The organism is Mycolicibacterium pyrenivorans (assembly GCF_025821625.1).
GTDB classification, from domain to species: Bacteria; Actinomycetota; Actinomycetes; order Mycobacteriales; family Mycobacteriaceae; genus Mycobacterium; species Mycobacterium pyrenivorans.
Genome location: NZ_JACKSH010000119.1, coordinates 105,710 through 116,892, shown reverse-complemented (window position 1 = coordinate 116,892; position 11,183 = coordinate 105,710). Strand labels below are relative to the sequence as shown.

Annotated in this window: 10 protein-coding genes and 1 pseudogene; 6 read left to right on the top strand and 5 right to left on the bottom strand. The window is 69.2% G+C overall.

Annotated elements, in window-relative coordinates; all coding sequences use genetic code 11:
• Positions 1 to 8 precede the first annotated feature (8 nt).
• Entirely contained in the window at positions 9 to 410 is a 402-nt protein-coding gene (locus H7I57_RS33760; protein ID WP_372510230.1) for a DUF732 domain-containing protein, read from the top strand.
• A gap of 71 nt (positions 411 to 481) precedes the next feature.
• On the opposite strand, the pseudogene H7I57_RS15180 reads toward H7I57_RS33760, so the two are convergent.
• Positions 482 to 995 (bottom strand): annotated as a pseudogene (locus H7I57_RS15180) (amidohydrolase); the annotation flags it as partial.
• 133 nt (positions 996 to 1,128) lie between these two features.
• On the opposite strand from H7I57_RS15180, the gene H7I57_RS15175 reads away from it, so the two are divergent.
• From H7I57_RS15175 to H7I57_RS15160, 4 genes are all read left to right on the top strand, one after another.
• Positions 1,129 to 1,965: a sulfurtransferase gene (locus H7I57_RS15175; RefSeq protein ID WP_264024378.1), complete on the top strand. Its 837-nt coding sequence runs from the start codon at positions 1,129 to 1,131 to the stop codon at positions 1,963 to 1,965.
• A 93-nt stretch (positions 1,966 to 2,058) separates the two neighbouring features.
• A complete protein-coding gene (locus H7I57_RS15170; protein WP_264024377.1) occupies positions 2,059 to 2,493 on the top strand; it encodes a nitroreductase/quinone reductase family protein in 435 nt (144 codons plus the stop codon).
• Positions 2,494 to 2,531: 38 nt separating this feature from the next.
• A complete protein-coding gene (locus H7I57_RS15165) occupies positions 2,532 to 2,948 on the top strand; it encodes a pyridoxamine 5'-phosphate oxidase family protein (RefSeq protein WP_264024376.1) in 417 nt (138 codons plus the stop codon).
• Between the two features lie 52 nt (positions 2,949 to 3,000).
• Entirely contained in the window at positions 3,001 to 3,861 is an 861-nt protein-coding gene (locus tag H7I57_RS15160; RefSeq protein ID WP_264024375.1) for a DUF4344 domain-containing metallopeptidase, read from the top strand.
• 3 nt (positions 3,862 to 3,864) lie between these two features.
• Here the strand turns inward: H7I57_RS15160 and H7I57_RS15155 are convergent, their stop codons facing one another.
• Together H7I57_RS15155 and H7I57_RS15150 are read right to left on the bottom strand one after the other, a co-directional pair.
• The gene (locus H7I57_RS15155; RefSeq protein WP_372510229.1) at positions 3,865 to 4,905 is read right to left on the bottom strand and encodes an esterase family protein; all 1,041 of its coding nucleotides are present in this window, start codon (positions 4,903 to 4,905) and stop codon (positions 3,865 to 3,867) included.
• 239 nt (positions 4,906 to 5,144) lie between these two features.
• Positions 5,145 to 7,670 (bottom strand): glycogen/starch/alpha-glucan phosphorylase, encoded by a 2,526-nt coding sequence (locus H7I57_RS15150; RefSeq protein ID WP_372510228.1) that lies wholly within the window; start codon positions 7,668 to 7,670, stop codon positions 5,145 to 5,147.
• A 160-nt stretch (positions 7,671 to 7,830) separates the two neighbouring features.
• Here H7I57_RS15150 and H7I57_RS15145 point away from each other — a divergent pair, with 160 nt between their 5' ends.
• Positions 7,831 to 9,732, top strand: a complete 1,902-nt coding sequence (locus H7I57_RS15145) for a sensor domain-containing diguanylate cyclase (RefSeq protein WP_264024374.1) — start codon at positions 7,831 to 7,833, stop codon at positions 9,730 to 9,732.
• On the opposite strand, the gene H7I57_RS15140 is transcribed toward H7I57_RS15145, so the two are convergent.
• Entirely contained in the window at positions 9,661 to 10,683 is a 1,023-nt protein-coding gene (locus H7I57_RS15140; protein WP_264024373.1) for an NAD(P)/FAD-dependent oxidoreductase, read from the bottom strand. The genes H7I57_RS15145 and H7I57_RS15140 overlap by 72 nt on opposite strands.
• Positions 10,680 to 11,183 carry an isoprenylcysteine carboxyl methyltransferase family protein gene (locus H7I57_RS15135; protein ID WP_264024429.1) on the bottom strand — a complete coding sequence of 168 codons (504 nt, stop codon included), beginning with the start codon at positions 11,181 to 11,183 and terminating at the stop codon, positions 10,680 to 10,682. The genes H7I57_RS15140 and H7I57_RS15135 overlap by 4 nt, the downstream gene beginning before the upstream one ends.

The following is an 11,183-nucleotide window of genomic DNA, read 5'->3' as shown; positions in this document are numbered from 1 at the left end:
CACATATAGTGGCGTGGGCGCTTTCCGAGCGGCCACCGCGGCGCGCAGCGCCAGACCAGAAGGATCCCGACGTGAGTTCGTACCAGCGCGGCCGTCACGCGAAACCGTCCGCCGGCCGCCGGCGTCTCGTGACGCGGGCGGTCGGAGCCACCGCGGTTCCCTTCGCGGCGCTGCTCGCCCTTGCCGCGCCTGCTGCGGCGGACGCGGCCGACTACTTGTACGAGCTCGAAGTCCGCCACGCGGCCTGGACAGCGCAGGAACTGCTGGATGCCGGGTACCGGGCCTGCTCGATGATGGACCGCGGTATCCCGGCCTCTGAGGTGACCGACCGCCTCGACCGGGAAATGGGGTTCGGCGTCGCGCTGGCGTTCGACATCGCCAGTATGGCGGTCATCCACCTGGATTGCTGAGCGCCCCGGCACCGGTAGACCGTCTCGCCGCGGAGGTACGTGGCACGCACGGCCACCGACGGCAGCTCCAGTGCGCCCGTGGTGTCCAGCGTGCGGATCGGGTACTGCCTGCCGGCCCGAGCGGCGCCCAGCCGGGGGATCGTCAGGACGGTCATCAGCCGGTCCAGCTGGGCCCACAGCGGCTGCATGTTCGGGATGACGCCGAGCGCGGCGAACCTCTGCAGGTCGTCCTCGTCGACGCGGCGGGCGGCCAGGGCCAGCGAGTCACCCTCCCAGTTGCGCATGCCCAGGTTCTCCCCCGAGTCGCTTCGCCCTGCCCCGCCGGAATGACTGTGCAGCCCCGAGCAGTACGGGGCGAGTAGCGCCCCGGTCTCGTTCTCCACCACGCCGTCGGCGAAGAACTTCACCGACTGCGCGGTCAGCAGGGGGTTCGCGATGCCGTCGACCCGGCGCCGCTGCTCGGCGAACCGCGTCACCTGGGCGTCGAAGTGCCGGCGGGTCGGCGTACAACGCGAGGTTGAACCGCATCCGCAGCGCGCCCCGGCGGGCCGCCTCGACGTACGTGTCGACGTCGGCGGGTTCCACGCGGTGAACAACGTCGCGCCCTCGATGGTCATCGCGCCTCATTCTGCTCGCTGGCCGGCGCCGCCGCTCGCCTCCAGCGTGAAGCCACGGCTGTGACCACCGCTGGATCCGCGACCAGGAATACTATTTCGCGATGGGGACCCGCGACGATGTGCTGATCACCGCCGAGGAACTGGCGAGCCGCCTGGACGCGGGTGAGCCGATCACGCTGCTGGATGTCCGATGGTCGCTGCCCGAACCGGACGGCACCGCGGCCTACGAAGCCGGGCATCTGCCGGGCGCGGTGTACGTCTCCCTCGAGGACGACCTCACCGATCACCGCGTGACGGGACGTGGTCGTCATCCGCTGCCGTCCGGGCGCCGGCTTCAGGAGGCGGCGCGCCGCTGGGGGGTCCGGACGGGTGTGCCGGTGGTGGTCTACGACGACTGGAACCGTGCGGGGTCGGCGCGCGCGTGGTGGGTGCTGACGGCCGCCGGCATCGCCGACGTCAGGATCCTCGACGGCGGGCTGCCGGCGTGGACGGGCCGACTGCAGACCGGCGCCGTGACTCCCGAACCAGGCGACGTGACCGTCGCCCACGACGATCTCTATGCGGCGGCATGTAAGACCGTGACCGCCGATGAAGCGCCCGACGTCGCGGTGCTGCTGGACGCTCGCGCGCCCGAGCGGTATCGCGGCGAGGTCGAGCCCGTCGACCCGGTCGCCGGCCATATCCCCGGCGCGGTCAACCTTCCGAGCACCCGTCTGCTCACCGGTGACGGCGCCTGGCTGCCCGACGCCGAGCTCACCCGGCTGTTCGACGACCGCGGCGTGGGCGCCGACGTGGCCGTGTACTGCGGGTCGGGAGTCACCGCCGCGGTGGGCGTCGCGGCGCTGGCAGCAGTCGGCATCGACGCCGCGCTGTTCCCCGGCTCGTGGTCGGAATGGAGCTCCGATTCCACGCGCCCGGTAGCCGTCGGCCCGGACTAGGAGCCCGCGAGCGTGCACCCACGGTCGTTGCGGGGCGCTAGGAGCTACAAGGAACGCACGTTCGGCGCATCGCCACCGTGACACCATGGGCTCATGCCCGAGGAAGTGATGAACGAGGAGCGCGATTTCAATGAGCGCAACATCGACGAGTTCCGCGCCAACGGCGGCAAGGTCGGCGGCCAGTTCGAGGGCTTCCCCTTGCTGCTGCTGACCTCGACCGGCGCGAAGAGCGGCGCCGAGCGTATCAACCCGGTGGCCTACTTCGACGTCGACGGCAAGATCTACGTCGTCGGCTCGTCCGCGGGCCGTGACCGGGATCCCGCGTGGGCGTTCAACATTCGCGCCCACCGGCAGGCCAGCGTGGAGATCGGAGCCGACCCGCCGAGGGCCGTCACCGCGCGCGAACTGCCCCGGGACGAACGCGACCGCGTCTACGCCGTCATCGCCGAGCGCGCCCCCGGCTTCGCCGAGTACGAGACGCGCACCGACCGCGTCATCCCCGTCTTCGAGTTGGTGCCCGCCGGCTGACGGGAATGTGACGGCGCTCGCACTCGTTGGCACGTGTCATGGCGAAGATGACGAGTGACGAGCGTGAGCATTATCTGGCCGACGTCCACGTCGGCGTGATCGCCGTCGAGCGACCCGGCAGGGCGCCGCTGGCGGTGCCCATCTGGTACGGCTACCGGCCCGGTGGCGAGGTGTTGCTGTGGACGGAAACAGAGTCGTTGAAGCACAAGGTGATTCGTGATGCGGGCCGGTTCGCGATCACGGCGCAGGACGAACAGCCGCCGTACAAGTACGTCACCGCCGAAGGTGACGTCACCGGCATCGGACCCGCCGACGACGCCACCGTCCGCGAGATCGCGGTCCGCTACCTCGGGCAGGAGGCCGGCGGCCAGTTCACCGACGAGAACCTCACCCCGACCTCCATCGTCATCCGCATGCGTCCAAAGCGCTGGTTGAGCACCGATTACTCCAAGTAACCCCGCCCGCCGCGATAGTGTTCGACCGTCGGGGCAGCGAAGGGCGGGGTACATGCGCACACAGGTTGTGCCGGTGTTGGCAGCCGGGCTGTTGGTGGTGGGCTGTGGCGGCGCGCAGCAGCAGTCCGAGCCACCGCAGTCGTCGTCCGGGACGGCCGCGGCACAGAGCCCGGCCCCGGGTCCGGAGGACGACGGCGCCGACGGCGCGGGGACGATGATCGTCACCTACGAGGACGCCGAGACCCCCGAGGCCATCGCCGGTCGGGCGCTGCTGCAGGACAACCAGGTGCTCGAGGACCTCGCCGACGACATCAACCAGTCGCTGGCACTGCCGAACGACGTCGCGCTGCTCGGCTCGCAGTGCGACGAGGCCAACGCCTTCTGGGACTTCGGCGCCCAGTCGATCACCCTGTGCTACGAGGACGCCGCGCTGGCCGAGCAGATCTTCACCGAGGCGGGCGACCCCGATCCCGTTGCGTCCGCGCTCAACTCCGAGTACGCGACCTTCTACCACGAGGTCGGGCACATGGCGATCAGCGTGTACGACCTGCCGGTCACCGGGCGCGAAGAGGATGTCGCCGACCAACTCGCCGCCTACGTGCTGTTGCAGCCCGACGGGGACGGCCAGATCGACCCCGAGTCGGTGCAGGCGGTCAAGGACTTCGCGCGGACATTCGGTACGTCCGGTGAGCAACGCAGCGAACTCGGCAGCGAGGACTTCGCCGACGTGCACTCGCTGGACGAGACGCGGATGTTCAACCTGCAGTGCTGGATCTACGGCGCGGATCCCGAGACCAACGGCGACCTGGTCGCAGGCGGTGAACTGCCCGAAGACCGCGCGTCAGGGTGCGAGGACGAGTGGCTCCAGCTGGACAAGGCCTGGTCGACGCTGCTCGAACCCCACTTCAAGTAGCCGCTACCCCGGAGCGGGCGCCGGCGGCGGTGTCGGGGCGCCGGGAACCGGCGGTGGCGGAGGGGGTGGCGGCGGAGGCGTCGTCAGCAGGCGCACGATGTCGGGCTTCATCGCCTGCAACTGCGCGCCCCAGTAACCCCAGCTGTGAGTGCCGTTGGGCGGGAAGTTGAACACCGCGTTGCGCCCGCCTGCGGCAAGGTACTTGTCGCGGAACTCCTTGTTGGTGCTCAGCGTGATCGTCTCCAGAGAACCGGCGCTGATGTTGATGCCGAGGTCCGTACCGGTGTCGAGGTCGGAGGCGATGCCGTTACCGCAATACACCCACAGTGCTGTGCGATTGGCGACGAGCCGGTTGATGTTGAGCATCGGGTCGGCGCGCAGCCAGGCCGGCGAGCCGGTCTTGCCCCACATGTCGAAGGAGTCGTAGCCGCCGGCGTCCTGCATCGCGATGTCGATGAGCGGAGGCCACAGTTTCTGCGACGGCGCCAAGTATCCCGACAGCGAGGCCGCGAACTTCCACTGACGCGGGTAGTAGGCGGCCATCGTCAGCGCCGCGCTGCCCGACATCGACAGCCCGACAACGGCGTTGCCGAACGGGTCCTGGCCCTTGTTGGCGGCCAGCCACGTCGGCAGCTCGCGCGTCAGGAACGTCTCCCACTTGTAGGTCACCGTGCCTGCGTTGTTCTTGGCGGGCCGGTACCAGTCGGCGTAGAAGCTCGACTGGCCGCCGACGGGCATGATCACCGAGATCCCGGACTGGTGGAACCATTCGAACGCGGCGGTGTTGATGTCCCAGCCGTTGAAGTCGTCCTGGGCGCGCAGGCCGTCGAGCAACAGCACCGAATGCGGCCCGCCGTGCTGGAACTCGACGCGGATGGTGCGCCCCATCGCCGGGGACGGGACGTCCAGCTGCTCGATGGGCAGGCCCTCGCGGGAGAACGCGTCGGCCTGCGGGGCCGTGACCGTCGTCAGGCCGGCAGCCAGCAGTACCGCGACGGCCAGCCGTGCGCCGACGCGGCGGACCCGGTGCCCGAAGATCGCCACGGGCGCGAACCTAACAGCGGGTGGCGGCGTACCCGCGGGGGCCGCGCGGGGCAGTGATCGGGTTGTGACCTTGGCGAATCGGGTGCGAAAACCGACGATGATGGTGCGTCAGCGCGCCGGATTCGCAAGCAGCACCGGGGCCTGCTCACCGAAAGGGCCTGCACGGTTTTCGCGCCCAGATTGCAGCCACGCAGGTCTCTACTCGCACTTTGTCTGCTGGAATGCAATTCCGGCGGAGGTTAGTCCAGGTCGACCGACATCGGTCCGACTCCCCAGATCTCGTCGCAGTACTCCTTGATCGCACGGTCCGAGGAGAAGATGCCGCTGCGGGCGGTGTTGCGGATCGACATCCGTGACCAGGTGTCGCCGTTGAGCCAGGCCCGCGAGACCTCGTCCTGGCAGTCGACGTAGGACCGGTAGTCGGCCAGCGCCAGGAACGCATCGTGGTGGATCAGGTTGTCGACGATGGGCCGCAGCACCTCGGTGTCGCCGTGGGTGAACACCCCACGCGCGATCAGCTCCAGCACCGCCGCCAGCTCCTGGTCGCTCTCGACGTGGCTCAGCGGGCGGTAGCCGTTCGCCTGGACCGACGCCACCTCGCTCTCGTTCAGCCCGAACAGAAAGAAGTTCTCCGCACCCGCCTCCTGGCGGATCTCGATGTTGGCGCCGTCGAGGGTCCCGATCGTCAGCGCGCCGTTGATCATGAACTTCATGTTCCCGGTGCCCGACGCCTCCTTGCCCGCGGTCGAGATCTGCTCGGACAGATTGGCCGCCGGGTACACCAGATGCGCGGTCTTGACGTTGAAGTTCGGCAGGAACACCACTTTGAGGCAGCGGTTGACGTCGGGATCGCCGTTGACCGTGTCACCGACGGCGGTGATCATCTTGATGATGCGCTTGGCCATGAAGTATCCGGGCGCGGCCTTGCCCCCGAAGATGAACACCCGCGGCGGGATCGACAACCCGGGGTTGGCCTTGAGTCGGTGATACAGCGTGATGATGTGCAGCACCATCAGGTGCTGGCGCTTGTACTCGTGGATCCGCTTGACCTGGACGTCGAACATCCACGTCGGATCCAGCTCGATGCCCGTCGCCGAGTGGACGTATTCGGCGAGCCGGGACTTGTTGGCACGCTTGACCTCTCGCCACCGATGCCGGAACGCCGGATCGTCGACGAAGGACTCCAGCCCCTTGAGTCGACCCAGATCCTTGAGCCACCCGGGCCCGATCGTGTCGTCGAGCAGGCCGCGCAGACCCGGGTTGGACAGCGCCAGGAACCGTCGCGGTGTCACGCCGTTGGTGACGTTGCCGAACCGCTGCGGCCACATCTCGTGGAAGTCCTTGAGCACGCTGGCCTTCAGCAGCTCGGAGTGCAGCGCCGCGACCCCGTTGACGGCGTGGCTGCCCACGGTCGCCAGGTGCGCCATCCGCACGCACTTGCCGCCGTCCTCACCGATCAGCGACATGCGCGCCACCCGGTCCTCGTCGCCGGGGAACTGCGCGCGCACCTCCTCGAGGAAGCGGTCGTTGATCTCGTAGATCAGCTCGAGGTGACGCGGCAGCGCCTCCCCGAACATGGCCAGCGGCCAGGTTTCCAGCGCCTCGGGCAGCAGGGTGTGGTTGGTGTAGCCGAACGTGCGGACCGTCAGGTCCCACGCATGGTCCCACGGGAACTGATACTCGTCGATCAGCAGCCGCATCAACTCGGCGACCGCGATCGAGGGGTGGGTGTCGTTGAGCTGGATCGCCCACTTGTCGGGCAGCACGGTCAGCGGCAGGTGCGCCCGCTTGAGGTGGATGTCGAGGATGTCCTGCAGCGAGCACGTCACGAAGAAGTACTGCTGCAACAGCCGCAGCCTCTTGCCCGCCTCGGGTTCGTCGTTGGGGTAGAGCACCTTGGAGACCGTCTCGGAGACCACCTCTTCGTCGACGGCCTTGTAGAAGTCGCCCGTGTTGAAGGCGTCCAGCGCGAACGACTCCACGGCCCGCGCGCTCCACAGCGTCAGCGTGTTGCAGGTGTTGACGCCGTAACCCTGCACCGGGGTGTCGTAGGAGACGCCCTTGAGCACCCGCTGCGGCACCCACCGCACCCGGAACCTGCCCGTCACGTCCTCGTAGGTCTCGGTGTGGCCGCCCCAGTTCACCGGGTAGGTGGCGTCGGGCTTGTCGATCTCCCAGGAGTTGCCGTGCGCCAGCCAGTTGTCGGTCTTCTCGACCTGCCAGCCGTCGGCGATCTCCTGCTTGAAGATGCCGAACTCGTAGCGGATGCCGTAGCCGATCGACGGCCGCTCAAGCGTGGCCAGCGAGTCCAGGTAGCAGGCGGCCAGCCGCCCGAGGCCCCCGTTGCCCAGGCCGGGCTCGCCCTCGCAGTCCAGGATCACGTCGAGGTCCTGGCCGAGGTCGGCCATCGCGGCGCGGGCCTCTTCCTCGATGCCGAGGTTGAGCAGGTTGTTGCCCAGTTGCGGGCCCATCAGGAACTCCGCCGACAGGTAGCACGTCACCTTCGCCGACAGGTCCAGCCAGTCCTGGGTGGTGGCCATCCAGCGCTTCTGCATGCGATCGCGGACCGCGAGCGACAGCGCCCGGTAGTAGTGCTCGGGGGTCAGCACCGCCGGTGGCCGCGCGATCGAATACAGCAGGTGATCGGACACTGCGTGGCGCAGCGCATCGGCGGACATGCCGCTGCGGGTCTGCCCCGTCGGGCCCAGCTGTGAGCCGTTGACCTCCGTGGATTCGGGGGAGGTGGGGTTCACGACGTCGGTCACTGAGTCTCCTGCGTTCTGGCCCGTAGTTGCGCGGACGGGTCATTCTGTCGTCCCGGTGTTTCTTGGAAGGGTCCGGGATGTGAACTCCGTGCGGAGTCCCGGCGGGGACCAGGAGTGCGAAAGCGTTGCCGGTTGAATATTGACGCGGTTGACTGTGCGGATGGACATCGGCACGCACCGCTGGGGGCGGCTGTCCCTTCGCGTGCCCGGGGCGATGCCGCCGTGGCCGCGTCTGGTCGGCTGGACCCTCGCGGTCGGCGCGCTGTGCTTCCTGGTCCGTTCGCTGGTCTACCTGGACAGCTGGTCCTACGCCATGGTCTGGCCGGCCGTCGCGCCTCAGCTCGTCGCGTTGCTGACCTCGCCGCGTCGCCAGTGGCCGGTGTACCTCGCCTCGTTCGCCGCCATCCAGATCGTCCCGGCGCGGCTGTTCCTGGACATGTCGCCCGAAGTCGGTGTGGTGTCGACGATGACCGCGGTGGTGTTCGCCGCGACGGTCCTGCACCGGGACCGGGAGTGGGTGACGGGACGCAGTGACTCGCTGCGCAGCTGGCAGCGCTTCCTGCTCTACGGCGTGTTCGTCGCGCCGCTGCTGGCAAGTCCCATCGGGATCGCCAGCCTGGTCTGGAACGGTGAGATCGCCACCGACCCGCGCTCGCTGGTGTACGCCGCGATGGCCTGGTATCTGACCGAGGCCGTCGGCATCGCGTTCCTCGTTCCGCTGATGCTGCGGTGGCAGCACTACCGGCGGCGCCATTCGTGGCGGGAAGTGCTGTGGTTCACGATGATGACGGCGCTGACCGTCGGCCTGTGCGCCGCGTCGGCGACCAAGTCGAGTTTCGTGCTGGTCTTCCTGACCGCGTTGCCCGCGCTGCTGGTGCTGATCCGCTCGGGCATCGCGGCGGCCTTCGCCGAGATGGCCGTCGGCTCGGCGCTGGTGCTCGGCAGCACGTTCGCCGGCTATGGTCCGTTCGCCGCGTCGCTGGAGGAACCCGGGCAGGCCATGATCTCGGCCCAGGTCTTCGTGCTCGGCGCGTTCACGATGGTGGTCATGGTGGCCGCGGCGCTCGAGGATCGGATGCGACTGGCGGCGCTCGAGGACGCCAGCCACAAGGCCTACGAACTGATCGCCGAGCTGACCGGGGACGTGGTGATCGTCGTCGACAAGGAGGGCAACGTCCTGCACCGCGCGTCGCACGGTTACGAGATCCTCGACCTCCCCGGAAGCCCGATCACCAAGTCGCAGTGGCTCGAGCAGGTCCATCCGGACGACCGCGCCGCCAGGCGGCACTTCCCCGAGTCGACGCAGCCCGGTCCTTCTGAGCCGTTCCGCGTCCGCCGGCAGGACGGGACGTGGGGCTGGTACGTGGTGCACAGCCGCCGCACACCCGAGGGGCTGACGGCGGCGATCATGCGCGACGTGACCCTGGAACGTGAGGTGCAGGATTCGCTGACCGACATGGCCAACACCGACCCGCTCACCGGTCTGGCCAATCGACGCGGACTGTCGCACAAGGCCGCCCGCATCTGGACCCGCGCACACGAAACCGGTGAACCGGTGTCGGCCCTGTTCGTCGACATCGACCATTTCAAATCGTTCAACGACGTCTACGGCCACCAGGCCGGCGACGAATGCCTGCGGCGCGTCGCCGGTGTGCTGCGGCAACTCGCCGACCCGAGGTCCTGGCTGGCGGCGCGGTACGGAGGCGAGGAGTTCGCGGTGGTGCTCTCCGGGCGCGAGGACCCGCGCCGGCTGGCAAGCGGACTGGCCGCGGCCATCCGAGACCTCGAGATCCCGCACCTCGGGTCGGATTCGGGCTACCTGACCGTCAGCATCGGGGTCGCCACGCTGCGGCCGTGGCAGGCCTCGAGATCTGACCCCGACGCGGCGGTGGGCGAACTGCTGGACCGCGCGGACAAGGCGCTCTATGCCGCAAAGTCGCAGGGACGCAACGCGATCGCACTGTCCCGCGACGACCGCGCGGAGGCGGTGCTACTCGGCGAGCAGGTTCACCATCCCGGTGAATACGCGCGGGAGGCGGTGGGCGGCGGGCACGACGAGTGAGCGCAGCGGCGACGTGCTCGCGGACAACACCCCCGTCGTCATCCACCGGTAGCGGCGCGTCGCCCGGCGCCACCGCCGCTCGTAGTCATCGGGACGGTCGGCGACCACACAGTCGACCAGCAAGCGCGACGCGGCGAACGCCAGTCCCAGGCCTTCCCCGGTGAGCGCGTCGACGTACCCCGCGGCATCACCGACCAGCAGCACCCGTCCGGCCACCCGGCTGCGCACCTGCTGCCGCAGCGGGCCGGCGGCCCGGTCGGGCTCGTGGGCATGGCCGTCGATGCGTTCGCGCAGTGCCGGGAACGCATCGAGATGGCGCTCGAAACGGCCCTGCCGGGAGGTGAGGATGGCGATGCCCACGCAGTCGTCGGCCACCGGCGTCACGTAGGCCTCGCCGGCCTCGGGGTCCACCGACCAGTGCACCTCGACACGATCGCTCCACGGCGCGACGGCGATGTGCCGCTTGATCCCCCAACGCCGGGTCCCGCCCGCGGGCAGGCCGAGGCCGAGGCCGGCCCGGATCGGCGAGTGCAGGCCATCGGCCGCCGCGAGGTAGCGGGCGCGAATCCCGTTGACCGTCACCGATTCACCGTCCTGGTCAAACCCGTCGACCTTCGCGTGTACCAGCGACACCCCCGCCGCGGCCGCCTGCTGCAGCAGGGCCTCGTGCAGGGTCTTGCGCCGCACTCCCAGCCCGGCGCCGGAGCCGAACTGCGCGGTGACACAACGACGGTCGTCGAAATAGGACACCCCGTGGAAGGCTCTGCCCGCCGGGTGCGCACCGAGCAAATCGAGCTGACGCACCGCGTGCGGCATCAGGCCCTCGCCGCACGCCTTGTCGACAGGACCGGTGCGCTGCTCGATGACGACGACGTCGAGGCCCGCGCGGGCGCCGTGGATGGCGGTCGCCAGCCCCGCGGGTCCGCCGCCGGCGACCACGAGATCGATCATGTCAGCATCGCGAGGGCCTTGTTCTCGACCGAGATCCTGGTCCTCAGCAGCGCGGCGTTGAGCACGGTGAACACCACCGCCGTGAGCCACGCGGTGTGCACCAGCGGCAGCGCGATCCCCTCGACGACGACCGCGACGTAGTTGGGGTGGGAGAAGAACCGGTAGGGGCCGCCGGTGACCCGCCCGGCGTCGGGGACGATGACGACCCGGGTGTTCCACTGGTGGCCCAAAGTGGTGATGCACCACCAACGCAACACCTGCGCGGCGATGACGACGCCGAGCATCGACCAGCCCAGCAGCGGGATGAACGGGCGGTGCGCGGCCTCCCACAGGCAACCCGCCAGCAGTGCGGTGTGCAGCACCACCATCATCGGGTAGTGGCGGGCGCCGAACTCGACGCCGCCGCGTTCCCGGCTCCACGCGAGATTGCGTTGGGACACCACCAGTTCGGCGATCCGCTCCACCGCGACCGCGGCGATCAGCACGGTGTAGGCGAGCAT